This window comes from Pollutimonas harenae, assembly GCF_004153685.1.
GTDB classification, from domain to species: Bacteria; Pseudomonadota; Gammaproteobacteria; order Burkholderiales; family Burkholderiaceae_B; genus Pusillimonas_C; species Pusillimonas_C harenae.
In genome coordinates this window covers 641,751-667,221 of record NZ_SDQD01000002.1, presented here as the reverse complement: position 1 = coordinate 667,221, position 25,471 = coordinate 641,751, and the positions used below count along the sequence as shown (strand labels likewise).

The following is a 25,471-nucleotide window of genomic DNA, read 5'->3' as shown; positions in this document are numbered from 1 at the left end:
CAAAACAAGCCAATAAATCACCCGTGCAGCCCACCTGCAACAGCCGTTCAATCCGGCTCGCCGTTGTGTCCAGCCTGCTGCAGCGCCCACATTTGTGCATAGCGTCCGCGCTGCTCCAGCAACTCGCGGTGCGCTCCCCTTTCCAGTACTTTTCCGTGATCCAGTACGAGAATTTCATCGGCTTCGACGATAGTCGACAACCTGTGCGCAATAATCAGCGTCGTCCGGTCTTTGGCAATTTGATTCAGCTCATCTTGTATGGATCGCTCGGTACGTGTGTCCAGCGCACTGGTGGCTTCATCAAAAATCAGAATGGGCGGATTCTTCAGCAAGGTGCGCGCAATGGCGACACGCTGCTTCTCGCCGCCCGACAACTTCAGGCCGCGCTCTCCCACCTGCGTCTGGTAGCCATCAGGCAATCCCATAATAAAGTCATGAATGCTGGCAGCCCGCGCCGCCTGGATGATTTCATCCTGCGTGGCCAAAGGGTTGCCATAGGCAATGTTATACAAAATGCTGTCGTTGAACAGGACAGTGTCTTGCGGAACAATACCTATGTGCTGGCGCAGGCTGGTCTGGGTCAGGTTGCGAACGTCTGTGCCATTGATTTTGATGGCACCTGCCGTGACGTCATAAAACCGGAACAGCAAACGTGACAAGGTTGATTTGCCTGCGCCGGATGCACCCACTACCGCCAACGTTTTGCCTGCAGGTATAGTGAGGCTTACATCGAACAGAATCTGGCGCTTATCCTCATAGCCAAAGTCCACATGTTCAAACTCTATGGAAGCCTGATTGGTCTTGAGATTGCGTGCATCGGGCTGGTCAGCCACCTCCTGGCCTTGTTCCATCAGGTCGAACATACGCTCCATATCCGCCAAAGCATGTTTGATTTCCCGATAGACAAAACCCAGAAAATTAAGCGGCGCATAAAGCTGAGTCAGGTAGGCTGACACCAGCACCACATCGCCCACAGTCATGGCGCCACTGACCACTCCTTCGGCCGATAGCCACAACAGCAGCGTCACTCCCAGCGTGATGATGGCGCCCTGTCCAATATTCAGAAAGTTCAGGGAAACCTGGTTCTTGACCGCTGAATCCACCCATTTGCCCAGGTTGCGGTCATAACGGTCGAGCTCATAGCCCTCATTGCCAAAATACTTGACGGTTTCGTAGTTGATCAACGCATCAATGGCTTTGCTGTTGGCCTTGCTGTCCAGGTCATTCATGCTGCGCCGGTACACCATACGCTTTTCAGTCACCACCAGCGTGAACATAATATAGGCTGCTATCGTCCCTAACGTAACCACCGCAAATGGCCAGTCGTAGCGCCACAGCAAAATACCCGCCACCATGGTTATTTCGAGCAGCGTGGGCAAGATATTGAACACCATGAAATTAAGCAGGAAGCCGATACCTTTGGTACCCCGCTCGATATCCCGGCTCAGCCCGCCCGTCTGACGTTGCATGTGAAAACGCAGAGACAAGGCAAACAAATGCTTGAACAGTTGAGCTGCAATTCGTCTTATCGACCCTTGGGTGACCCGAGCAAACAAGGCATCACGCAATTCGCCGAATACGCTGCTAGCCAGACGCGCAAAGCCGTAGCCCAGCAAGGCTGCGACGGGCAACACCAGCAACGTAGCAGGCACGCTCAACTGGTCGACAATGTCTTTCAGATACAGCGGCAATGTCACGCTGGCCACCTTGGCGGCAACCAGGCAGGCTATGGCGGCGATCACCCTCCATTTGAATTGCCACACGTAGGGCAGCAAAGACTTGAGCGTCTGGAAATCGTTGCGACGGCGAGGAGCCGGACCCCGATGAGTAAGTTTCATGAAGAGATACTGAAAATAGTAGGGGCTGAGATTGTACCGGGCGCCATCGCTTGTTCGTTGCGCCGGGCCAGGTCTGAACGCTGGTCCAGTAATACATCGTAAAAAGCACGTGCGGCACTGGACAGGCTTTTTTCGCTGCGACGTATCAGGTACAAAGAACGTTTGATTCGGCTGCGGGGCACCAGTGGAATGACCTTGATCTGTTCATGTCGAAACTGAAACAGTGTCATGGCAGGCACCAGACTGACTCCCAGGCCGGCGCTCACCAGGCCGGTGACCGTGGCCAGGTGGTCGACCTCAAGAAAGCTGTCGAGATCGCAAAACACGGCGTTGCGAGCCAGGCTTTGGCGTATGCTGCTGCCTTTGCCCAGCTGGATCATGGCGCTACCTTTGAGCTCGCGCAAATGTACAGCGCTACGCTGCGCCAGTGGATGATCATCCCGGCACACCATATAAAAATAGTCTTCGCACAAAGGCTCTGCAAGCAGGCCACTCATGTCGCGGCCCTTGGCAGCCACCGCCATGTCGACGGAACCCCGCCTGACCATATCCAGACAAGGCTCCAGCAAAGCATCATGCAATTGCAGCTGTACCCCTGGATGCTGGGCGTGAAACTGTGCATAAATACCCGGTAGCCAGCCTGCCGCCAAAGAAGGCAAGGCCGACACTGCTACCCGGCCTTTGCGTTTGGCGACGTGGTCCTGGATATCGCCCATGACGGCATCCAGATCGTTCAAGAGACGCTGGGCTGACTCATTGAACAAGTGGCCTTCGGGTGTCAGTTCCACCCGCCGTGTGGTGCGATCAAACAGGCGTACACCAGCGATGTCTTCAAGAGACCGGATCAGGGCACTGAAGGCAGGCTGGGTCTGGTGACAACGCTCTGCGGCTCTGGTGAAGTGCCTTTCCTGTGCCAGGGCCACAAAGGCACGCAACTGCCGGGAGGAAAGATTCATAAGAAAATAAGTATCAATGAATAGAATATTTCTATTTTACTAATTAATAGTGTGATTTTATAGTTACCACAAATTAATCAAGGACATACACGGCCATGGAGACAAATTCATTCAAGATTGGTTGTGCCACCGGGTTTTCAGGCGACCGCAGCGATGGTGTCTTACCTGTCGTCCAGTCATTGGTGGAAAACAGCGGGCATGCACTGATATTCGAGACCCTGGCCGAACGCACATTGGCTTTGGCGCAGTTGGCCAAAAATCGCAACCCCGAACTCGGCTATGAGCCATTGCTGGTCGATCTGCTCAAACCGGTCCTGGGAATCTGTCTTCATCATCATATTCGTATCGTCAGTAACTTCGGGGCAGCCAATCCTCTGGCAGCGGCACGCCGGATCAAGACGCTGGCCCAGGAACTGGGCCTGCGCGCACCCCGCATTGCCGTGCTGTCCGGCGATCAACTTGTCCGAACCGATCAATTGGATTACTTAAGGGAACAGCTCGGCCCCAGTCATTTCGATCGCATGGATATCGTCAGCGCCAACGCCTACCAGGGTGCCCATGAAATCGCCCAGGCCTTGCTTGCCGGTGCAGACATCGTTGTCGCCGGCAGAGTCGCCGATCCGTCCCTGGTCCTGGGCCCCGCCCTGGCCCACTTTGGATGGGCCCCCAACGACTGGCACAAGCTGGGCTGCGCCACCATGGCGGGACACCTGCTCGAATGCGGCACACAAGTCACAGGCGGCTACTTTTCCGTCCCAGGCCTCAAAGAGGTACCCGGCATGGACAATCTGGGGTTTCCCATCGCCGAGATCGAAGCCTCGGGGGCCATGACTATCACCAAGGCCTCTGCCACCGGAGGCATCGTCAGCGAACAAACCGTCAAAGAACAACTGCTATACGAAGTGCACGATCCAGCAGCTTATCTGACACCGGACGTCACTGCCGACATCAGCCAGGTCAAAGTTGAGCAAACAGCTCCTGACATCGTCCGTGTTGGCGGCATCACCGGCCATCAACGGCCCGACACCTTGAAAGTCAACATCTGTCACCATGGTGGGTGGCTGGCCGAAGCTGAAATTTCATACGCTGGCGTACAGGCAGAAGCCAGGGCCCGTCAAGCTGCCGACGTCGTCATAAAACGCTTGGGTCAGCGTATGCAACTGCGTGCCGACCTGATCGGCGTAGTCAGTATTCTTGGAGACGATCACGGCGAATACTTGCGTCAACATAGCCCGAGCGCCGCACGCGATGTACGCTTGCGCATTGCCGGCACACACGCCCAAAAGGAGATTGCAGAGGGCGTGCTGCGCGAGGTGACTGCGCTGTATACCTGCGGACCAGCCGGCGGGGGCGGCGTCAGAACATCATTGCGCCCGCGCTTGAACAGTGTGTCCAGCCACATACCGCGCGATCTGGCCCCAGCCAACTGGCGCTTTCTGGAGGAAGCATGAAGTCGTCGGACACTCCATTGACTACCCTGCCCTTATATCGGCTGGCACACAGCCGCAGCGGCGACAAAGGCAATATATCCAATATCAGCGTCATTGCGTACAAGCCTGAATACTTTCCGCTGCTTGAGGCGCAACTGACTGAAGCAGCGCTGCTGGACTGGTTTGCCTACCGAAAGCCAAGCCGGGTACAGCGTTACCTCATTGAATCCATTCATGCCTTGAATTTCGTACTGCACGATGTTCTGGACGGCGGCGTCAACGACGCCCTGAACCTGGATACTCACGGCAAGGCGTTGTCGTTTCACTTGCTCGACTTTCCCATAAGCTTGGAGAGCAGACTGGCAAAGGACGTGCCTGACATTTCCACCTAAGCTTCAAATAAACCCACTAAAAGGAGACTCTCATGAAATCTGCATTCCTGCGTAAAACCCTACTGGCCAGTCTGGTCGGCATGCTCGGCATACCTCTGACCGCGCCAGCCCAAGCCGCTGACTATCCCGACAAACCCATTACCTTCGTAGTGCCTTTCGGCGCTGGCAGTGCAACTGATCAATTTGCCCGGGCCATAGGTCAGGGTGTCTCCGAACAAATCGATCAACCTGTGGTCATCGAGAACAAGCCCGGAGCCAGCGCCATGATAGGCGCCAGCGACGTGGCCAGGGCAGCTCCTGACGGTTATCGTGTACTGATCACTACCAACACCTCGCAGGCAGCCAACCCTCATCTGTACAAAAAGCTAAGCTACGATCCAGTCAAAGACTTTCAACCGATCACCCTGCTCGGCACAGGCGGGCAAATCATGGTGGTGAATCCGAGCTCTCCAGCCAAAACAGTAAAGGACTTCATCAAGCTGGCCAAAGAAAATCCTGGCAAACTCACCTTTGGCAGCGGTAGTTCGAGCAGCCGGGTGGCCGGCGAACTGTTCCAGCAAATGGCTGATGTAGAACTGCTGCATGTTCCATACAAGAGTAATCCTCTGGTCATTACCGACTTGCTGGGTGGCCAGATAGACATGATGATGGCGGACATGGCCACGGGCTTGCCACAAGTCAAGGCAGGCAAGCTGCGTGCACTGGGGGTGACCGACAACAAACCCTTACCGCTGGCACCAGATATCGCACCTATAGCCGACTCAGGTGTACCAGGCTATAAAATGGGCTACTGGTTCGGTGCCTATGTGCCCGCCAACACACCCAAAGACGTCGTCTCTAAACTGCACGACCTGATCGTCAATGCCACCACCCGCAAGGCGGCGCAACAGTTCTACTCCCAGACAGGCACAAAACCGGTCACGTCCACCCCTGATGAGCTGGCCAAATTCCAAGCTGACGAAACAAAAAAATGGGGTGAAATCATCAAAAAAGCAGGCATACAACCATCTTGAGTTAACTCCTGTTACTGCTGACTTGTCACTTCACATACTGATCGCCCTGGAACAGCTAATACAATAACGCCTACCCCAAGGGGAGAACCGGAGATTGTATGGCTGTTCCACTTTTCGACTACGACACTGCACTGCTTGCCTGCGCGCGAGGCGATCAACACGCCTTCCAGGATCTTTATCTTCACGAAGCGCCACATATGCTTGCGTTAAGCCTGAAAATGCTTGGCGAGCGCGCCGGTGCTGAAGACCTGGTCAGAGACGCTTTTATCTTGATCTGGAAGAACGCCGAAAGCTTTGACCCACAGACCAGCAGCGCCCGTGCCTGGATGCACAGTATTCTTCGTTATCGCGCCCTGGCGCGCTTGCGTCAGACTGGGCGTATCCGCCCCGGCCTGGCTGTGTGGTCCGAAGCATTGCCAGCCTTGCCCACCACCGCCGAGGCTGGCAGCCTGACCCACACTCTGGCAACACTTGAGGACGCCCCGCGTCAGGCCATCCTGATGGCTTTTTACCAAGGCTGCCATTACGAGCAAATATCCGAGCGGCTCAAGGTTTCGACCCCGAACATCAAAGCACGGGTCCAGCAAGGACTCAGCAAGTTCACGGAGCAGCGGCAAGCATGACAGGCAGCAACAGCACCAAACACGACATTCTGCTGGGCGAATATACGTTAGGGCTCTTAAGCACCAGCGAAATCAGTCAGGCACACGCACTACTGGGCAGTGACCAGCAAGCGGTCACCACTGCCCTGGCCTGGGAACACCACCTATTGGAGTTGACCGACCTGCTTCCTCCAGTTGATCCGTCCCCGTTGCTGCTCCAGCGTATTCAAAACAGTCTGGGTCACGATACGACGCCCACACCAGCAAGCCTGTATCGCAAGCCCGACAACGATACGCAGCCTGACGCCCTGTCGACGACAGACGCGATCCAGCCCGACTCCATCGCCACAGCACCCATCACCACCGTCACGACGCCCGCCAGTCCGGCGCCCATACCTGCTCCTGCTACTCCTGCCAGAGGCCAGCGCCTACGCACCGAGCCCGCCATCAGCCGGGAATATCTTGAGGAAATCGGGAGCCCAGCTCGACCCGAGCCCAGCCGTCCTGAGGCAAGCATCCCAACACCAATAAAAGCCAAGGCCCCTGACGCCGCCGCGGCCATGAATACTGCCAGCCCCCAGCCACAGTCTGAAGCTCGAGGGATCAATACACAGAAAAAAGAAAAGCGCGGGAGCATATGGTTCTGGCGGCTGGCAACCCTGGTCTTTGCCGCTGCATCGTTGGCTCTGGCCCTGATTCCCTCTCAGCCTCTTCCTCCGCCCATCACCATACTCCAGGTGGCGCCCACACAAGCGGCCATACTGCAAGCACCCGGACAGAGTTCCACCCCCGCCTGGGTCGTGACGGTGGATCCACATCGGAATGTTTTGATGAGCCCCAAGGTGCGCAGTGACATCCCTGCCGACGCTTCGGTACAACTATGGACACATAGCAAGAGTATGCCGGCACCCCGCTCTTTGGGCCTGATTGACCCGAATCAACCGGTAACGGTGCCTGCCACCCTGATGGGCAATATAAATGCCGATCAGATCTTTGAGATGACGCTGGAGCCCAAAGGAGGCTCGCCCACTGCCAGCCCCAGCGGCCCAGTACTCTTTATTGGTCGTATGGTTACCTTCGGTGCCCAGCCCGAAAAAACCGGCACCGAGTCTACCGGAGGCACCTAACAAACCACCACATTGACGGCCAGGCCGCCACGCGAGGTTTCTTTATACTTGGAGCGCATGTCAGCGCCGGTCTGACGCATGGTTTCGATGACGGCATCAAGCGATACATGATGGATGCCATCTCCCTGCAGCGCCAGCCTGGCTGCATTGATCGCTTTCACGGCACCCATGGCATTGCGCTCTATGCAGGGAATCTGCACTAGACCGCCTATGGGATCGCAAGTCAGGCCCAGGTTGTGCTCCATGCCTATTTCAGCAGCGTTTTCCACCTGCCGGGGACTACCGCCCAGCACGGCTGCCAGTCCAGCCGCAGCCATGGAACACGCTACACCGACCTCTCCCTGGCAGCCGACCTCGGCCCCCGAAATCGAAGCATTCTCTTTATACAAAAAGCCTACTGCTGCAGCGGTCAGCAGAAAATCAATCACCCCTTGCTCTGCACATTCCGGGATGAACGTTTGGTAATACCGCAGTACGGCTGGCAGCAATCCGGCCGCACCATTGGTGGGTGCTGTCACGACGCGCCCGCTGGCCGCGTTCTCTTCGTTGACGGCCATGGCGAACAAATTGACCCAGTCCATCGCATACAGGGCGTCGTTCTTGTTGATGTCGCGTTGCAATTCGCGATACAGCACAGGTGCACGACGACGAACCTTCAGGCCGCCCGGCAGCAACTGATCGGCCTGATCATTACTGATGCCGCAACCACGGTCTATACAAGCATTCATCACCTCGGCGATATGCAGGATGCCTTTACGGACTTCGTGCTCCGGAGCCAGTGCAGTTTCATTCGCCATCATGAGCTGGGCGACAGACAGGCCCGTTGTCTCGCATAAATCAAGTAACTGTGCGCCAGTCGAAAAACTATATGGAACGGGATCATGCTGAGGTACGGTTTCATCGGTCTCGATAGCATCAAGTGCACGTATGAACCCACCACCTATGGACACATAGCGTTCCGTGCTGACGCTTGCACCGCTATTGTCGAGCGCTTCGAAACGCATGCCATTGGGATGCTCAGCCATGGGTTTGATGCGATAGGAAAAAGCCCGATTGGGGTTGAATGCAATGGTTTTTGCCTCCCATAGCTCAAGCTTTCCGCTTGTATTGACTGCATCAATCAGACGAGAAATATCAGAGGGCTCGACAGTATCGGGGGAGGCACCCATAAGACCCAGCATGATGCCCATATCGGTGCCATGGCCACGGCCTGTTTCGGCCAGCGATCCGTACAACGCAACATTGATATTTTCGACCCGGCCCAACAGGCCTTGAGCCTGAAGATTGCGCGCAAAATTGCGGGCGGCACGCATGGGGCCCACCGTATGCGAGCTTGACGGACCTATGCCAACCTTGAAGATATCAAATACCGAAAGTGTCATCGCGGAACCCCCCCGTGCTGTTTCGCCGATTCTACACTGGGGGCATCACAGACTCCGGCCAGCCTGCCCCGGCCGGAGCTTTTTTAAGCACTGAATCAGGGGTCGGTCGAGCTCCATTTCATGGAGCCCTGCAATGCCGTAATGGAAGTCATGGGCGCCGTTTCACGAAAAACACTGGGTGACATTCCGATATGATCGCGAAAAGCGTTGGAAAAATTCGCGCTGCTCGAGTAACCCAGTGCTTGTGCAATCATGCGGATATCAAGAGAAGTCTGCACCAGCAGGCGCTGTGCCCTGCGCATACGCTCATCGCGCATAAATTGCGCCACACTGACGCCTAGTTGCTTGCGAAAAATACTCGAAATCCGCTTTTTGCTAATACCTAAGGCCTCCGACAGATCATCCAGGCTGAGCGAGGCAGGGCCATTGGCTATATGCTGCTTGATGGCCAGCACTATATGCTGCTCATTGTTTTCTTCAGGATGGATGATCGGCGAGACGTAAGGCATGATGGACAAGCGCAGCGGATGGCAGCTGGCCCTAGGCATAAACATGGACAGACTCAACGTTACGGTTGTCCTCATGTTTTGTCCAAAGTTTTAGTCCAATCTTAACTATTGTTGACCTTCGATACGACTAAAACCCCAATGCCGGTCACAATACAGCCGTGACGGACATTGGGGTTTTATATTTTCTTATGGCCGGAGGCAACCCCCCCACAGCCGGAATACGGATATCAGGACAAGCGGAAAGATTCGCCGTGCTCGTTTGCAGGAGTGCTTTCCAGAGCCTCGGCCAACATGCCTTTGAGCGCATTCAAATCATTGCGCAGGGCCTGCAACTCCGCGCCCGATAAACGCACCGCGGCGTCCTGGTCGTGAGGAACGTCGTGCAGGTCACCCAGCCGATTGCGCGCTCCGCTGATGGTGAAACCCTGCTCGTACAACAGATCGCGTATGCGTCGTATCAGCAGTACTTCGTGGTGCTGATAATAACGGCGATTACCACGACGCTTGACAGGTTTGAGCTGGGTGAATTCCTGCTCCCAGTAACGCAGCACATGCGGCTTGACGCAGCAAAGGTCACTGACCTCGCCTATCGTGAAATAGCGTTTGGCTGGAATGGGGGGCAAGGTGACAGGAGTTTCGCTGGTGCTCATAGGTTACCCGATGGATGCAGGGGCTTTCCCGGCTGATTCTACGACAGACTTGAGTTTCTGGCTGGCATGAAAGGTAACAACACGTCGTGCGGCGATCGGAATGACTTCACCGGTTTTCGGATTTCGTCCTGGGCGCGGCGGTTTGTCACGGACCTGGAAATTACCAAAGCCAGACAACTTGACTTCGACCCCGCGTGCGAGCGAATCGCGAATTTCTTCGAAAAAAGTATCGACAATATCCTTGGCTTCACGCTTGTTCAAACCCACACGGTCAAACAGCAACTCGGCCAGCTCTGCCTTGGTCAGGGTACGTTCCGGATTCATAATGTGGCCTCCTTAGGCGCGCTGACGTATACCGTGGGCGCTGACTAACGCTTCAAGCAACAACGCCATGCATTGCTCAACCCTGGCGTCGTCCAGCGTGGTTTCACGATCTTGTAACCAGAAGCGAAACGCCATGCTCTTTTCGCTGGTTTCTGCCGACTTGTCGCGCCAGACATCAAACAGTTTAATATCTTTGACGATGCCAAGAGTAGCATTAGATTCAATTACATGCGTAAGTGTGTTCAACAAATCCTTATACGATACATCCAGGCCAGCCCATACCGCCAAGTCGCGAATCACCACTGGCTGGCGTGAAATTTCGGTAGGCGCAGGAAACGCCTGGACAGAAACAGCATCGGCATCGAGTTCGAAAACGACTGGCGCATGCGTCAGGTCGCACTGCTGTGCCCAGCGTGGATGCAGCTCGCCCAGCCAGCCTATATGCTTGCCGGCCAGCTGCAATCGGGCCGAACGGCCAGGGTGCAAGGCCGGATGAGTATCTGCAAGACACTCCAGGTTTGCCCCCTGGGCACCCAACAGACACTCCACATCTTTCTTGACATCGTAGAAATCGACCTGGCGCACCGGCGTACCCCATTGCTCTTCCACAGCCGGCCCCCAGGCCGCGCCGGCGAGACGCTGCGGCTGATGTATGCCTGCCACTGCCAGATCACCGTCGACAACACTGACGTCACGCATAAAGACCCGGCCCAATTCAAAAACCCTGACACGGCTTTGCTTCCGATTGGCGTTATGAATGATATTGGCCAGCAGTCCGCCGATCAGGCTGGAGCGCATCACCGCCAGTTGGCTGGCGATGGGATTAAGCAACTTGATGGGATCAGTATTGCCTGCATAATCGCGCTCCCAGGCCTCTTCCACGAAAGCGAAGTTGATGACTTCCTGGTAATCTTGCCCGGCCATACGGGCGCGCAAGGCGTGCGGCCCGCGTAATGCCTCAGGGCTGGTCAGCATCTTTGCTCGCGCCATTGGGGGCACATCAGGAATACGCTCAAAACCATATATGCGTGCGACCTCTTCGATCAAGTCTTCTTCGATGAACAGGTCAAAGCGATACGATGGCGGAGTCACCACGAATACATCGCCCTCCTGCACCTCAAAAGGCAGGCCAAGCCGCGTGAATATACCTTCAACTTCGGCGCGCGATACCGGCACGCCCAAAATGCGATGACAACGCGCCAGTCGCATGGAAACCGGCTTACGCGCAGGCAAATTGACGATTTGATCATCCAGTGGGCCGACTTGGCCGCCGCAAATATCGATCAGCAGCCGGGTCATGAACTCCAGATGCTCTGTGATCGAATCAAAATCAACGCCACGCTCGAAGCGATGACTGGCTTCGGAGCTGAACTTATACCGGCGTGGGCGACCCATGATCGCCTCTGGCCACCAGAATGCACCCTCGAGGTAGATGTCAGTAGTATCCAGCGTCACGGCGGTTGCCTCGCCACCCATGATACCGGCCAGACTTTCCACCGCACTATCCGTTGCAACAACGCCAACATCGGGTGCCAGCGCAACGGTTTGGCCATTCAGCAACTCAAGCTGCTCGCCCTGATTGGCCCAGCGCACGGTCAAGCCGCCCTCTATGCGTTTCAGGTCGAATACATGGGTAGGCCGCCCCAGTTCAAGCATGACATAGTTGGAGATATCAACCAGGGCAGAGATCGAACGCTGTCCTGCACGCTCCAGGCGGCTCTTCATCCAGGCGGGTGTGGCGGCGCGAGCATTGACTCCGCGTATGACGCGACCGGCAAAACGTCCGCACAAATCCGGTGCCTTCACCGTCACCGACAGGCGATCATGCAAAGTAACGGGCACGGCCTCAAAACTTGGCAGCTGCAATACAGCTCCCGTCAATGCGGACACTTCGCGCGCAACACCGAGGATGGACAGACAATCAGCCCGGTTGGGCGTCATCTTCAAGGTAAATATCGTGTCATCCAGATCAAGCGCTGTACGCAGCGATGCGCCCACCGTTGCATCGGCGCCCAGCTCGAGCAAGCCTGCATGGTCTTGCGACAGGCCCAGCTCACGAGCCGAACAAAGCATGCCTGACGACTCAATGCCACGCATCTTGGCGACACCTATTTTCATGCCGCCTGGCAGCTCAGCGCCTACGCGCGCCAAAGGCACCTTGATGCCTGCCGCCGCATTAGGCGCACCACAAACAATTTGCAGCAAATCGCCCGAGCCGTCGTCTACCTGGCAAATGCGAAGCTTGTCAGCATTGGGATGCGCGGCAATTTCCTTGATGAGCGCTACCACCACGCCGCTGAAGGGGGGAGCCGCCGTGGTGGTCTCTTCAACCTCCAGGCCGGCCATGGTGAGGCGATGCGATAAGGTGTCAGTATCGAGATCAGGGTTTGCAAAAGCGCGTAGCCAGGACTCAGGAAATTGCATAATGTACTCGTCGGATTCGTTTTACAGCTGGACAAGGCAAGCGGGAGGCAGGCCTTAAGCAGCCCGCCCCGGAGGGTTTCATCGGTTGAACTGGCGCAGGAAACGCAAGTCACCCTCGAAGAATTGGCGCAGATCATTAACGCCATAGCGCAACATCGTCAGGCGTTCCAGCCCGGAGCCGAAGGCGAAACCAATATAACGTTCGGGATCAAGTCCGAAATTGCGGACCACCTGCGGATGGACCTGGCCAGAACCCGAAATTTCCAGCCAGCGCCCCTGGTTCGGACCCGAGGTGAACATCATGTCGATCTCGGCCGAAGGCTCTGTGAACGGAAAGAACGATGGGCGAAAACGCACGGAGAGATCTTCGGTCTCGAAGAAAGCTTGCAGAAAGTCGGTATAGACGCCCTTCAGGTCGGCAAAGGAAATGTCTTCGGCAATCCATAGCCCTTCGACCTGATGGAACATGGGTGAATGGGTAGCATCGCTGTCGACGCGGTAAGTACGCCCGGGAGCAATCACCTTGATGGGCGGCTTGTGCATACGTGCATAGCGCACTTGCATGGGACTGGTATGCGTACGCAACAACAAAGGCAGACCTTGGCTGTCTTGCATATCGACGTAGAAAGTATCCTGCATGGAGCGGGCAGGATGGTTTTCGGGGTTGTTCAGGGCGGTGAAGTTGGTCCAGTCATTTTCGATTTCGGGGCCATCAGCCACGTCAAAACCGATAGAGCGGAAAATGGCCTCGACCCGTTGCCATGTCTGTATGACGGGGTGTATGCCCCCTATTCCCTTGCCACGCCCGGGCAGGGTGACATCGATGGTTTCAGCCGCCAAGCGTTTGTCGAGCTCGGCCTGGGCCATTTCCTGGCGCCGGGCATTGAGCAAACCCTCAATGTGCTGTTTCAGCTGGTTGATACGGGCCCCTTCGGCCTTCTTCTGATCAGGCGCCAACTGCGCCAGCCCTTTCATGAGGGCAGTCAGCGCGCCCTGCTTGCCCAGAAAACGGGCTTTGGCATTTTCGAGCGCCGCGGCGTCATTGGCCTGGGCAAACTGTTCTTGCGCCTGAGCAATCAGGTCATCAACCGGAGAAGTCATAATGTAGCGTTTCCAAATACAAACGGAGCCCGCTAGAGCCCCGTTTGCAGCAATACAGAATCGAGATTGATCAAGCAGCCAAAGCAGACTTGGCTTGTTCAACCACGGCAGCAAAGCCAGCTTTATCGTTTACCGCCATATCGGCCAAAACTTTGCGATCAAGTTCAATCGAGGCTTTCTTGGTGCCGGCGATGAACACACTGTAGCTTACGCCCAGTTCGCGGCAAGCCGCATTGATACGAGTGATCCAGAGTGCGCGGAAGGTGCGCTTTTTATTGCGGCGATCGCGATAGGCATATTGCCCAGCTTTCATTACCGCCTGTTTGGCGATACGGAATACATTACCGCGGCGACCACGATAACCTTTTGCAGCTTTAATAACTTTTTTGTGACGGGCACGGGCAGTAACGCCGCGTTTTACGCGTGGCATAGTAGATCTCCTATCAAGCGAACGGCAACATTGCCTTGACCGCGTTCACGTCAGCATCGTGTACGGCGGTAGAACCGCGCAGGTGGCGCTTGTTCTTGGTTGTTTTCTTGGTGAGGATGTGACGCTTGAACGCCTGTCCTCGCTTGATAGACCCGCTACCACGAACCTTAAAGCGCTTTGCAGCACCTTTCTTGGTTTTCATCTTAGGCATGATGTAACTCTGTGATTGATGAATGAAGGTGGTCCCCAAACAAACTGGCGACGCTTGCACGACCCGGCATTCACTTATTGGTTCTTTTCAAGGCCCGCCAGTACGCTGATAAACAAAGATGCAAACCAGGCAAAAAGTCTGACTAGACAAAGAAAAGCCCTTGATTATACGATGAATCCAGGCTGTTTGTCTAACTGATTTCCAAGACGATATCAGCCATCCCATGGCAGCCGATATTGCACCGCCTCTGCAATATGCGTGGCTCCAATCTGGTCGGCACCCGACATATCGGCTAGCGTGCGGCTGACCCGGAGGATGCGGTGAACAACCCGGGCCGACCAGTTCCAGCGCTGCATGGCGCGCGCCAATAGCGCTGTACTTTCGTCATCCAGCCGGCAATGAATACCGATCTCGGCTACGCTTAAGCGGGCATTGGTGTCGCACTGGCGTTGCTGCTGGCGCGTGCGGCACTGCAGGACCCGCAACCGTACAGTGCTGGAGTCTTCGCCTTCGGGCAGATCTATCCAGTTGGCCTCTGCACCAGGAAGGGAAATCTGTAGATCGACCCGATCAAGCAGAGGACCCGACAACCGGCTGCGATAAGCCTCTATACGGTCAGGCGTACAACGACAACTTTTCTTTTTATGCCCCAGCCAGCCGCAAGGGCAAGGATTCATGGCAGCCACCAATTGGAAGTTGGCAGGAAAAGTCAGTGTGCGCGATGCTCGTGCAATCGTCACACAACCGGTTTCCAGCGGCTCGCGCAGGGATTCGAGAACCCGTCGCTGGAACTCAGGCAACTCATCGAGAAAAAGCACACCCTGGTGGGCCAGGCTGATTTCCCCTGGTCTGGGATAAGCACCTCCGCCCACCAGCGCTGGCACCGATGCCGAATGATGAGGAGACCGGAACGGAGGACGGTCAGTAAACATGGGAGGCTGCCCATTCAAGCTCGCCAGCGCCGACGCTTCGAGCGCCTGCCCGGGTTCGAGCCTGGGCAGCAATCCGGGAAGTCGGTGTGCCAGCATGCTTTTGCCGGTACCCGGAGGGCCTGACATCAACAAGCTATGGCCTCCGGCTGCCGCAATTTCAAGCACCCTACGCGCCAACGCCTGCCCCCTGACCTCTGACAGACAGGGCTCGCTGCCCTCGCCGGGGCACAAAGGCGAAGGCTGGGCGGGCAGCAAGGCCCGAACACCCGAAACATGGAGGGCGACATCGAGCAGACTACCCGCCGACAATACTGTCAGGCCCGGAACCAGGGCAGCATGATCGGCGCTACCGGCAGGAAGCACGAGAATGGCCCCGGGATGGCTGCGAGCTACGGCCAGGGCAATAGCCAATGGTGCCGCAACCGAAGTGACAGCTCCGGTGAGCGACAGTTCGCCCGCAAACACATAATCGTGCAGTTGCCGGCCGGCCTCGTTGGCAAGTGCTTCGGCCACCTGGCCGGATGCCAGCAGAATGCCCAGAGCGATTGGCAAATCGAAGCGCCCCGACTCTTTGGGAAGATCGGCCGGCGCCAAGTTCACAGTCAGGCGACCAGCAGGAAACTCGAACCCGCTACTGAGTATGGCAGACCGCACTCTTTCACGACTTTCACGTACGCCGGCGTCAGGTAGACCCACTACATGAAAAGCAGGCAGCCCCGGTGCCATGTGAACTTCGACCCGCACGGGTAACGCCTGAAGACCACAGAGCGCCCTGCTCGCCAGCACCGCTAAGGACATGCACAATCTCCCGTGCTATTTCATATGGCACCAGTATGGGACCATGCAAGCCAGCTGAAGACAGGCCAAACAACAGAACATCCACTAGTAGTAATACATATCCCTACTGAAGCAGAGGTGTACTTTTAGCCCCTTATTCGGTACCTGGCGCCGAAACCCCTTGCTGCAGCGGTGTATCGGGCCGGCCTTCAAGAGCCTGAACCCGCGACTCGAGAGCGGTGATACGCGCCAGCGCACGTTCGAGCAGTTGAACCTGTACATCAAACTCCTCGCGAGTGACCAGATCCATACGCGAGAAGGCTTGCGCCATCATTGCCTTGACGTTGCGCTCTATGTCGGCAGCCGGGCTTTTGGCAATGAGCTCAGACATATTCTTCTGAAAATCTTCAAACCAATCATTACGAGTAACCATTGCTATCTCCGGATTCTTAATAAGCATTAGTGTAATGAAAAAGCTCGCCTCATAGAAAACACCCCAGGGTCAGCATATAACCAACCTTGGGGTGCTCTTGCCCGGCCGCCGCTTGGCGCGGCAGCCTTGTCATGCCTAAGCCGGCCTTACTCGCTGGCTCATGACTTGGGTGCGGTGTCGTCGGCAGGCGGCGTGACGCCAGGATCAGGACTGCCATCGCCCACCGAATCCTGAATAGCACTGTCGGCCTTGGAAGCGCCTTCCTTGATGGCGTCGCCCGCTGCGTCCATGGAGTCGGACACTGCTTCGCCAACCTTGTCGGCAGCGTCAGCCATTTTCTCGCCAACAGTAGGCTCGGTATCAGTGGCCGAACCCGACGAAGGCGCGGGAGCGGGAGCGGGAGCAGGATCAGGCGTAGGTACAGGATCAGGCGTTGGAGCAGGAGCTGGGGTTTCCGTGCCAGCGGCACCATCCATGGGTGCGCTTGTGTCTTCCGAGTCCGAGCATGCTGCAAGCAGACTCATTGAAGCAACCATTGCGATGACGGCCAAATGCGTACGAGTCTTTTTCATAATTACCTCACTTATCCAAAGTCGCGTCTACCTCTTTTGCTGATGCCGGTGCGACTAACGGTTCAGCAGCGAGCTTGTTACAACTAGCTTGGAAACCATTCTAGTCACAGAAGTCGAATAAAAAGCGAGCCTAGTGTAAATACTAATTTCAATTATTTTTTTATTTGATCTCTTATCTCCCGGACATCCCTTTCAACATGGGTGTTTAGGGCTAAAACCATAAAACGGGAGCATCAACACACCGATACAAATACCGAGGCCCTACTCTTGTCTAGTTACATTTTGGCTTGCACGGCACGCTGCCCCATTATGGTGCCAAGCTTGAGCAACGCGCACCACAACAAGGCTCACGGTGCAATACCTGCCCTACCCGCTGTCCCCCAACGCGCATATATGCAGCCTCTTCTGCGGATCAAGCACGTCCAGTCGCCCGAACACTTGAAAAACTGGCATGACTATTGCTTTATTCCTGTCATCACCTTCACGAGGAACTGCAATGAAGCTTATTACCGCCATCATCAAACCCTTCAAACTGGACGAAGTTCGGGAAGCGTTATCCGAGCTGGGCATACAGGGCATGACCGTCACTGAAGTCAAGGGGTTTGGACGCCAGAAGGGGCATACCGAGTTGTACCGGGGCGCCGAATACACCGTGGACTTTCTTCCCAAGCTACGTCTTGAAATGGCAGTTTCCGAACATCTGGTCGAGCAAGCCATCGAGAACCTGTGCGCCGCGGCACACACCGGCAAGATAGGCGACGGGAAGATATTTATTACTCCAATTGAACAAGCCATACGAATACGTACAGGCGAATCGGGCGAAAGCGCACTGTAAAGCCGTACCCCCTCTTTTGTTGAACAACTTATCTGCCACCCGGTCAACGAAAAAGCGTGATCGGGCGCATCCTGGAGAATAGATAATGGATAAAGCCGATTTGGCATGGGTCAGTGTCTCGACCCTATTGGTACTGTTGATGGTCGTGCCCGGACTGGGTCTGTTCTACGGCGGCCTGGTGCGAGCCAAGAATGTCTTGTCGATATTGATACAGGTACTGTCGACCTTCGCACTCGCTATAGTCATCTGGTTTATTTACGGCTACTCGCTTGCCTTTACCGAAGCCAACGCCATCGTGGGCGGGTTCTCACGCATGTTCTTCAGCGGCATGCTTGACCTGAACACCCCAAGCTTCGAGTTGGCGGGCAGCATTCCGGAATTGAGCTTTGCCGCCTTTCAGGCTACCTTCGCAGGCATTACCTGCGCCCTCATCGTAGGAGGATTTGCCGAACGTGCAAAGTATTCCGCCGTGCTGGTCTTTACGCTAATCTGGCTCACTTTCGCTTATATACCCATCGCCCATATGGTATGGGCTCCCGGTGGCTGGCTGTTTGAGCGTGGCGCCCTGGACTTTGCCGGTGGCACTGTAGTGCACATCAACTCGGGCATAGCCGGCCTGGTGGGCGCGTATGTCATTGGCAAGCGCATAGGCTACGGACGCGAGTCCATGCAACCCCACAACCTGCCCATGGCCATGATAGGTGCGTCTCTGCTGTGGGTAGGCTGGTTTGGTTTCAATGCAGGATCGGCACTCAGTGCGAACGAGACAGCGGCGTTGGCCTTCTTCAACACGCTAGTAGCGACCGCCGGCGGTATTCTTGCCTGGACGCTGGCCGAGTGGAAATACAAAGGCAAGCCCTCCCTGCTGGGCGCCATTTCGGGCGCAGTGGCAGGCCTGGTGGGTGTAACCCCCGCTGCAGGGCTCATAGGCCCAGGTGGCGCCCTGATCATAGGTATTGTGGCGGGCATTGCTTGCCTGTGGGGCGTTAATGGCCTGAAACGCCTGCTGCGTGCGGACGACACACTGGATGTTTTCGGCATTCATGGAGTCGGCGGTATTGTGGGAGCGCTGCTCACCGGTGTCTTCAATGCCAAGCCCTTGGGTGGCCCGGGACTGGCAACGCTGGCAGAGGTACCCTATCAGGTATGGCTGCAACTCGAAGGTGTCCTGATCACTATCGCCTGGTCAGCTGTTGTTGCCTGGATCGCCTACTTTATTGCGGACAAGGTATGCGGCTTACGGGTCAGTGCCGATGTGGAGCGGGAAGGTCTGGACATCAGCACGCATGGCGAAACAGCCTACCATCGCTAAACTTCAGGCCAAGCACACAAAAAAGCCAGCGTTCCAACGCTGGCTTTTTTGCTTCTGATGCATAAGCTCTTAACCCGACAAGGCCGCCAGATCAATCCGTTCAGCCCGGTTCAGCGCAGAAGCCACCTTGACCCGCAACGCGTTGGAATGCGCTTGCCGGACCTCGTTCTTGACATCGAGCAGTTGCTGGGGATGCATGGAGAAGCCTGTCAGCCCCAAGCCCAACAGCATGCGTGTGACGGTAGAGTCACCCGCCATTTCTCCGCACACCGACACGGACTTGCCCGCCCGTTCGCCCGCATTAATGGTGTGGGCAATCAGGCGCAACACAGCCGGGTGCATGGGGTCGTATAAATCGGCCACTTCGCTATCGCCCCGGTCGATGGCAAGCGTGTATTGAATCAGGTCGTTCGTGCCTATGGATAAAAAGTCCAACGTTTCAACAAAGGGTTCTATCGCGATGGCTATGGCTGGAATTTCGACCATGGCACCCAATGAAATATTACGCGCATAGGCAACGCCATCAGCATCCATGCTGGCGCACGCCTGCTCAATGGCTTCCCGGGTCGCATGCACCTCGTGCATATGCGAAATCATGGGTATGAGTATGCGCACATGACCATGAAGTGAAGCTCGCAATAGCGCCCGCAACTGAGTTCTGAAAATCTCGGGATTGGCCAGACAATACCGGATGGCACGTAATCCCAGTGCCGGGTTGGTGGCCACGGTAATGTCGCCATCCAGACTCTTGTCAGCGCCCAGGTCCAGCGTACGTATAGTCACCGGACGGCCTTCCATGGCTTTGACGACGGATGCATAGGCCTGATATTGCTCGTTTTCGGAAGGCAGATCGGGACGGCCCATAAACAAAAACTCGCTGCGGAACAAGCCTATGCCATCAGCACCAGCAGCCAGGGCTTCAGCCGCTTCTTCGGGTAGCTCGATATTGGCTTCCAGCCTGATGGAAATCCCATCCAGTGTTTCTGCAGGGGCATCACGCAGCAAAGCAAGCGTAGCCCGTTTCTGAAGATATTCTTCCTGACGCTGGCGATATTCATTCAGTATTTTTTCTGATGGATTGACCAGCACCGTACCCGAGAATCCGTCGGCCACCAGAATGTCACCATCGCGCACCAGCGCCCGAAAATGGCCCAGGCCCACTACCGCCGGTACATTCATACTGCGTGCCACAATCGCCGTATGCGAAGTGAGTCCGCCCAAATCCGTAAGGAAAGCGGCAAAACGGCCGCCACGCAAACGCAGCATGTCCGCTGGAGAGATGTCCCGCGCCACAACAATAAGCGGATCGGTCGAGTTATCGGCCTGAAGGCTGGGCAATAAAGACATCGAGCCCGACAATACGCGCAGCACCCTTTCTATGACTTGGCGAATATCGGCGCCACGTTCACGCAAATACTCGTCTTCCATGAGATCGAACTGCTCGGACAACAATTGCCCCTGGGTGGTCAATGCCCATTCTGCGTTGTAGTGCCGTTCCATGATTAACGCACAGGTCTGCTCGAACAGCATGGGATCGTCGAGCAGCATGGTATGCACGGTCAGCAGTGGCCCAAGCTCGCGTGGCGCGTCCTCAGGCAAGGTGCTGGCAATAAGCTGGAGTTCGTCGCGCGCCTTGGACAGCGCCGCTTTCATGCGCTCGCACTCGGCTTCGACTTCTTGCTCGGGAATACGATAGTGCGCCACCTCAAGCGCGGCGGCGCTCATGACCGCCGCCTTGCCTATGGCATAGCCTTTCACAACGCCCTGACCCTGCATGCACAGCGTTGCACACAGATCTGGCGTATCGGTGTATGCAGACATAGTCACGGTATCGGCTCCTGATTAAGGAAGTTTATTCTTGCTCGCCGAATTTATTGTCGAATAAGGATTGAATGTCATCCAGCGCCTGCTGGGCATCTTCGCCCTCTGCATCGACCTTGACGGTAACCCCCAGCCCCGCCGCCAGCATCATGACGCCCATGATGCTCTTGGCATTTACGCGCTGCGCACCGCGCGCGATGAATATTTCACTTTTATACCTGCTGGCCAGCTGGGTCAGCTTGGCCGCGGCCCGTGCATGCAAACCCAGTTTATTGCTGATGACGATGTCGATGGATGGCATAAGGTCTTCTGGTTTTATAGGAATAATGAGTACTTTGACGAACGGCTCAGCACTTGCATTCGTTGTCGGCGTTGACAATACCCCTTAGGGCGCCAAGCTGGACATTCTTGCTGAGTTGCTCGGGATTGTCTTGTTGCTCGGTCAAGGCCTTGAGCACCATGCACAAATTAGTGCCTGTGATCAGATGTGCGCTGAAGCCCTGCTCTGTGGCCAGTTTAATGGCTCGCTTGGCAATATTAAATGGTGTTGCGCCAAATATATCGCAAAGAACCAGGGTCGCCTGACCGGGTGTGTGCTGCAGCATGCCGGCCAGGCGCCTCACCTGGGCCTCGGGCTCGCAATCGGGCGCCACGTCGAATACGGTCAGGTTTGCCTTATGGCCCAGCACATGCTCGGCACATTCTGCAAACGATGAACCCAAAGGCTCATGCATGACCAGAACAATGCGTGTCATGTCAGATTGCACCCTTGCCCGATGCCCGCGCCAGCATCGGCCACAGCCTGCTCCAGAGCCTCTGCAAAACAGGTGGCCACATCAAATCCGGTTTGCTCGGTAATCTCGACAAAACAGGTGGGACTGGTGACATTGACTTCAGTCAGATAGTCACCAATGACATCCAGCCCAACCAGCAACAGGCCACGCCCGGCCACACCGGCTGCGACTGTTTCGGCGATTTCAATATCACGGGCAGTCAGCGGCTGTGCGACTCCACGACCACCGGCCGCCAGATTGCCACGGGTTTCGCCGGCCAGGGGAATGCGTGCCAAGGCATAAGGAACAGGCTTGCCGCCTATCAGCAAGATACGTTTGTCGCCCTTGACGATTTCTGGAATATAGCGTTGGGCCATGATGGAGCGCGTACCATTGTCGGTGAGCGTTTCCAGGATGGCACCCAGATTGGGTTCGTCGGTACGCAGGCGAAAGATTCCGGTGCCGCCCATGCCGTCCAGCGGCTTGACAATGACATCATTGTGCTTGGCATGGAAGGCACGCAAACGAGCCATATCGCGCGTAACCAAGGTGGGCGAAGTCAGCGATGCAAACTCGGTAATCGTGAGCTTTTCGGGATGGTTCCGTATTGCTGCGCCCGAATTGAATACCCGCGCACCCTGCGCCTGAGCGTACTCGAGCATGTGCGTGGCGTACACATACTCCATGTCGAACGGCGGGTCCTTGCGCATGACTACTGCGTCGAATTCGGACAGCAGAGTTTCGCTAGGCGCTGAACGCTCAAACCACCAGGCATGCTCATGAAGATCAGCACCCTGCTCCAGGCCAATGCCCGTGGATACCGCCTTGACGAGTCCTTCGTCCAGGTACAGGCCTTCCTGGTAGACGACGCTGAGCGTGTGACCGCGTGCAACCAAGGCGCGCATCATCGCAACGGAAGAGTCTTTATAAGCCTTTAGCGTAGGTAAAGGATCAATAACAAACAATACATGCATAAAACACACCTGCCTGCGAGCTCCTGCGGACCTTCGCCCGCAAGAGCGCTAAAGGAATACCGACCCAGCTGCCTGCTATTCGGCGGATTTGCCGCCTGTTGCAGCTTTTTTACGAGGCGCAAGCACCATGACCATTTGACGGCCTTCCAGCTTAGGCATGGCTTCGACCTGACACAGCTCGGCCAGATCGTCACGTACCCGCTCCAGAACCCGCATACCGAGTTCCTGGTGAGCCATTTCCCGGCCTCTGAAACGCAGCGTCACCTTGGCCTTGTCACCTTCTTCGATAAAGCGGCGCAAATTGCGCAGCTTGACCTGATAGTCGCCTTCGTCAGTACCTGGACGGAACTTGACTTCTTTTACCTGAATGACTTTTTGCTTGGCACGCGCTTCTTGCTGGCGTTTTTGTTCTTGGTATTTGAACTTGCCATAATCCATCAGGCGGCATACGGGCGGTGAGGCATTGGGTGCGATTTCGACCAGGTCGACTTCGTGTTGCTCTGACAGCTGAAGCGCTTCGGAGGTTTTTACTACCCCTAGTTGCTCGCCGTCTACTCCAATAAGACGCACCTCGGGGATACGGATTTCACCATTGATGCGATGGGCTTTGTCGGTTGCGATGTCTAAAACTCCTAGAATTAATAAAAAATCAGGCCTGGCTGGATTCGCCGCCATAATGACGGGTGGCAATCTCTTGCTGCAGGCGCTTGGTAAAGTCGTTCAGCGGCATAACACCAAGATCAACGCCGCCACGTCCTCGTACCGCAACCTGGCCGGTTTCACGCTCTTTTTCGCCTACCACCAGAATGTACGGTATTTTTTGCATGCTGTGTTCGCGAATTTTACGGGTGATCTTTTCACCGCGCAAATCGGAAAAAGCCCTAAACCCTTGTTTTTTCAGGCCTAGCGCAACTTCGGCAGCATAATCGGCTGACGATTCGGAAATACAGCACACCACAGCATGCTCAGGAGCAAGCCACGCGGGCATGGCACCTGCATGGTTTTCGATGAGCATGCCGATAAAACGCTCGAAAGAACCCAGAATTGCCCGATGCAGCATAACCGGCGTACGACGTTGATCGCTGGCATCGACATACTCGGCGCCCAAGCGTTGCGGCATGGAAAAATCAACCTGTATGGTGCCACACTGCCAATGGCGCCCAATAGCGTCCTTTAGGGTGTATTCAATTTTGGGGCCGTAGAAGGCACCTTCGCCGGGCGACACTTCGTAGGCGCAACCTGTGCGGTCCAGGCTCTCCATGAGCGCTTGTTCAGCCTTGTCCCAGACCTCATCCGAGCCTATGCGTTTTTCAGGGCGCGTAGCGACCTTGTACAAAATCTCGGTAAAGCCAAAATCAGCGTACACCTTTTGCAGCAAGGCGGTGAAGTCAGCGCATTCATCCTGCAACTGGTCTTCAGTGCAGAAAATATGGCCGTCATCTTGTGTAAAGCCCCGCACCCGCATCATGCCGTGCAATGAGCCGGAAGGCTCGTTGCGATGGCACTGCCCGAACTCACCATAGCGTATGGGCAGTTCGCGATAAGAATGCAAGCCCGCATTGAAAATCTGCACATGCCCAGGGCAGTTCATGGGTTTCAAGCCATAGACACGATTCTCGGATTCGGTCGTGAACATGTTTTCGGCGTAATTGTCCCAGTGACCTGTTTTCTTCCAGAGCGACAAATCCAGGATTTGTGGTGCCTTGACCTCTTGATAGCCATTGTCGCGATACACAGAGCGCATGTACTGCTCGACCTGCTGCCACAATGTCCAGCCCTTGGGATGCCAGAAAATCAGGCCCGGGGCCTCGTCCTGGAAGTGGAACAGGTCCAGTTCACGGCCAATCTTGCGATGATCGCGCCGCTCAGCCTCTTCGAGCATGGTCAGATAAGCGGCCTGCTCTTCTTTGCTGGCCCAGGCCGTTCCGTAAATGCGTTGGAGCATTTCGTTGTTGCTGTCACCACGCCAGTAGGCACCGGCAACCTTCATCAGCTTGAAGACCTTGAGCTTGCCGGTGGACGGCACATGCGGCCCACGACACAGATCGATAAAGTCACCTTCGCGGTACAAGCTGATAGGCTCGTTGGAAGGAATCGAGGCAATGATCTCGGCCTTGTAATCCTCGCCTATGCTCTTGAAATACGCCACGGCATCATCACGCAACCACTCTTCGCGCGTCACGACTTCATCTTTCTTGGCCAGTTCGGCCATCTTCTTTTCAATGGCTTCCAGATCTTCGGGGGTAAACGGACGCTTGTACGAGAAGTCGTAGTAAAAGCCGTTATCGATTACAGGACCTATGGTTACCTGTGCATCAGGGAACAAAGACTTGACTGCATAAGCCAGCAGGTGGGCAGTGGAATGGCGGATTAAATCAAGCCCATCGGGATCCTTGGCAGTGATGATGGCCAGATTTGCATCTTGCTCAATCACAAAGCTGGTGTCGACCAGTTTCGCTTCCTTACCCTCTACGGCTACACGCCCCGCCAGCGCGGCACGACCCAACCCGGTTCCGATGGAATGGGCGACATCGCTGACAGAAACAGGGCCGGGGAACTCGCGTTGCGAGCCATCGGGCAAGGTAATGTGAACCATAAGATGTCCTGAAAATGCAAAAACGCGGCACTAGCCGCGTTCTGGGAATGTTGATTT

At 55.8% G+C, this 25,471-nt stretch carries 26 protein-coding genes; 7 read left to right on the top strand and 19 right to left on the bottom strand.

The window, feature by feature from the left end; genetic code table 11:
- Positions 1 to 47 precede the first annotated feature (47 nt).
- Together ERD84_RS09950 and ERD84_RS09945 are read right to left on the bottom strand one after the other, a co-directional pair.
- The gene (locus ERD84_RS09950) at positions 48 to 1,838 is read right to left on the bottom strand and encodes an ABCB family ABC transporter ATP-binding protein/permease (RefSeq protein ID WP_130039457.1); all 1,791 of its coding nucleotides are present in this window, start codon (positions 1,836 to 1,838) and stop codon (positions 48 to 50) included.
- Positions 1,835 to 2,794, bottom strand: a complete 960-nt coding sequence (locus tag ERD84_RS09945) for a LysR family transcriptional regulator (protein WP_130039456.1) — start codon at positions 2,792 to 2,794, stop codon at positions 1,835 to 1,837. The genes ERD84_RS09950 and ERD84_RS09945 overlap by 4 nt, the downstream gene beginning before the upstream one ends.
- A 95-nt stretch (positions 2,795 to 2,889) precedes the next feature.
- Here ERD84_RS09945 and ERD84_RS09940 point away from each other — a divergent pair, with 95 nt between their 5' ends.
- From ERD84_RS09940 to ERD84_RS09920, 5 genes are all read left to right on the top strand, one after another.
- Positions 2,890 to 4,245 (top strand): acyclic terpene utilization AtuA family protein, encoded by a 1,356-nt coding sequence (locus ERD84_RS09940; protein ID WP_130039455.1) that lies wholly within the window; start codon positions 2,890 to 2,892, stop codon positions 4,243 to 4,245.
- The gene (locus tag ERD84_RS09935; protein ID WP_130039454.1) at positions 4,242 to 4,616 is read left to right on the top strand and encodes an AtuA-related protein; all 375 of its coding nucleotides are present in this window, start codon (positions 4,242 to 4,244) and stop codon (positions 4,614 to 4,616) included. The genes ERD84_RS09940 and ERD84_RS09935 overlap by 4 nt, the downstream gene beginning before the upstream one ends.
- Before the next feature lie 32 nt (positions 4,617 to 4,648).
- On the top strand, positions 4,649 to 5,629 hold the full coding sequence (locus ERD84_RS09930) for a Bug family tripartite tricarboxylate transporter substrate binding protein (protein ID WP_130039453.1): 981 nt from the start codon (positions 4,649 to 4,651) through the stop codon (positions 5,627 to 5,629).
- A 98-nt stretch (positions 5,630 to 5,727) separates the two neighbouring features.
- Positions 5,728 to 6,252 (top strand): sigma-70 family RNA polymerase sigma factor, encoded by a 525-nt coding sequence (locus tag ERD84_RS09925; RefSeq protein WP_130039452.1) that lies wholly within the window; start codon positions 5,728 to 5,730, stop codon positions 6,250 to 6,252.
- The gene (locus ERD84_RS09920; protein ID WP_130039451.1) at positions 6,249 to 7,358 is read left to right on the top strand and encodes an anti-sigma factor; all 1,110 of its coding nucleotides are present in this window, start codon (positions 6,249 to 6,251) and stop codon (positions 7,356 to 7,358) included. Before ERD84_RS09925 ends, ERD84_RS09920 begins: the two co-directional genes overlap by 4 nt.
- On the opposite strand, the gene ERD84_RS09915 is transcribed toward ERD84_RS09920, so the two are convergent.
- The 11 genes from ERD84_RS09915 to ERD84_RS16000 form a co-directional block, all read right to left on the bottom strand.
- On the bottom strand, positions 7,355 to 8,740 hold the full coding sequence (locus ERD84_RS09915) for an L-serine ammonia-lyase (protein ID WP_130039450.1): 1,386 nt from the start codon (positions 8,738 to 8,740) through the stop codon (positions 7,355 to 7,357). The two genes, ERD84_RS09920 and ERD84_RS09915, sit on opposite strands and share 4 nt — an antisense overlap.
- Before the next feature lie 95 nt (positions 8,741 to 8,835).
- Entirely contained in the window at positions 8,836 to 9,324 is a 489-nt protein-coding gene (locus ERD84_RS09910) for a helix-turn-helix transcriptional regulator (RefSeq protein WP_130039449.1), read from the bottom strand.
- A 152-nt stretch (positions 9,325 to 9,476) separates the two neighbouring features.
- Entirely contained in the window at positions 9,477 to 9,899 is a 423-nt protein-coding gene (locus tag ERD84_RS09905; protein WP_130039448.1) for a MerR family transcriptional regulator, read from the bottom strand.
- A 3-nt stretch (positions 9,900 to 9,902) separates the two neighbouring features.
- Positions 9,903 to 10,223: an integration host factor subunit alpha gene (locus ERD84_RS09900; RefSeq protein ID WP_130039447.1), complete on the bottom strand. Its 321-nt coding sequence runs from the start codon at positions 10,221 to 10,223 to the stop codon at positions 9,903 to 9,905.
- 12 nt (positions 10,224 to 10,235) lie between these two features.
- On the bottom strand, positions 10,236 to 12,647 hold the full coding sequence (gene pheT, locus ERD84_RS09895; protein ID WP_130039446.1) for a phenylalanine--tRNA ligase subunit beta: 2,412 nt from the start codon (positions 12,645 to 12,647) through the stop codon (positions 10,236 to 10,238).
- Positions 12,648 to 12,725: 78 nt separating this feature from the next.
- Entirely contained in the window at positions 12,726 to 13,748 is a 1,023-nt protein-coding gene (gene pheS, locus ERD84_RS09890) for a phenylalanine--tRNA ligase subunit alpha (protein WP_130039445.1), read from the bottom strand.
- Between the two features lie 70 nt (positions 13,749 to 13,818).
- Complete coding sequence (gene rplT / locus ERD84_RS09885) at positions 13,819 to 14,178, bottom strand: 50S ribosomal protein L20 (protein ID WP_013742339.1); 360 nt, start codon at positions 14,176 to 14,178, stop codon at positions 13,819 to 13,821.
- A gap of 13 nt (positions 14,179 to 14,191) precedes the next feature.
- Positions 14,192 to 14,389 (bottom strand): 50S ribosomal protein L35, encoded by a 198-nt coding sequence (gene rpmI, locus ERD84_RS09880; protein WP_130039444.1) that lies wholly within the window; start codon positions 14,387 to 14,389, stop codon positions 14,192 to 14,194.
- A 212-nt stretch (positions 14,390 to 14,601) separates the two neighbouring features.
- On the bottom strand, positions 14,602 to 16,119 hold the full coding sequence (locus ERD84_RS09875; protein WP_130039443.1) for a YifB family Mg chelatase-like AAA ATPase: 1,518 nt from the start codon (positions 16,117 to 16,119) through the stop codon (positions 14,602 to 14,604).
- 133 nt (positions 16,120 to 16,252) lie between these two features.
- Entirely contained in the window at positions 16,253 to 16,531 is a 279-nt protein-coding gene (locus ERD84_RS09870) for an accessory factor UbiK family protein (RefSeq protein ID WP_130039442.1), read from the bottom strand.
- Positions 16,532 to 16,689: 158 nt separating this feature from the next.
- The gene (locus ERD84_RS16000; RefSeq protein ID WP_130039441.1) at positions 16,690 to 17,103 is read right to left on the bottom strand and encodes a hypothetical protein; all 414 of its coding nucleotides are present in this window, start codon (positions 17,101 to 17,103) and stop codon (positions 16,690 to 16,692) included.
- Between the two features lie 496 nt (positions 17,104 to 17,599).
- On the opposite strand from ERD84_RS16000, the gene ERD84_RS09860 reads away from it, so the two are divergent.
- Complete coding sequence (locus ERD84_RS09860; RefSeq protein WP_130039440.1) at positions 17,600 to 17,938, top strand: P-II family nitrogen regulator; 339 nt, start codon at positions 17,600 to 17,602, stop codon at positions 17,936 to 17,938.
- 85 nt (positions 17,939 to 18,023) lie between these two features.
- Positions 18,024 to 19,250, top strand: coding sequence for an ammonium transporter (locus tag ERD84_RS09855; protein ID WP_130039439.1), 1,227 nt, complete (start codon positions 18,024 to 18,026; stop codon positions 19,248 to 19,250).
- Between the two features lie 69 nt (positions 19,251 to 19,319).
- On the opposite strand, the gene ptsP is transcribed toward ERD84_RS09855, so the two are convergent.
- From ptsP to thrS, 6 genes are all read right to left on the bottom strand, one after another.
- A complete protein-coding gene (gene ptsP / locus ERD84_RS09850; protein ID WP_167667440.1) occupies positions 19,320 to 21,026 on the bottom strand; it encodes a phosphoenolpyruvate--protein phosphotransferase in 1,707 nt (568 codons plus the stop codon).
- 76 nt (positions 21,027 to 21,102) lie between these two features.
- The gene (locus ERD84_RS09845; protein ID WP_130039438.1) at positions 21,103 to 21,372 is read right to left on the bottom strand and encodes an HPr family phosphocarrier protein; all 270 of its coding nucleotides are present in this window, start codon (positions 21,370 to 21,372) and stop codon (positions 21,103 to 21,105) included.
- Between the two features lie 46 nt (positions 21,373 to 21,418).
- Positions 21,419 to 21,826 (bottom strand): PTS sugar transporter subunit IIA, encoded by a 408-nt coding sequence (locus ERD84_RS09840; protein WP_130039437.1) that lies wholly within the window; start codon positions 21,824 to 21,826, stop codon positions 21,419 to 21,421.
- A complete protein-coding gene (gene gshB / locus ERD84_RS09835; RefSeq protein ID WP_130039436.1) occupies positions 21,823 to 22,818 on the bottom strand; it encodes a glutathione synthase in 996 nt (331 codons plus the stop codon). Before gshB ends, ERD84_RS09840 begins: the two co-directional genes overlap by 4 nt.
- A gap of 75 nt (positions 22,819 to 22,893) precedes the next feature.
- A complete protein-coding gene (gene infC, locus ERD84_RS09830) occupies positions 22,894 to 23,493 on the bottom strand; it encodes a translation initiation factor IF-3 (protein WP_130039435.1) in 600 nt (199 codons plus the stop codon).
- Entirely contained in the window at positions 23,468 to 25,414 is a 1,947-nt protein-coding gene (gene thrS / locus ERD84_RS09825; RefSeq protein ID WP_130039434.1) for a threonine--tRNA ligase, read from the bottom strand. The genes infC and thrS overlap by 26 nt, the downstream gene beginning before the upstream one ends.
- Positions 25,415 to 25,471: the final 57 nt, after the last annotated feature.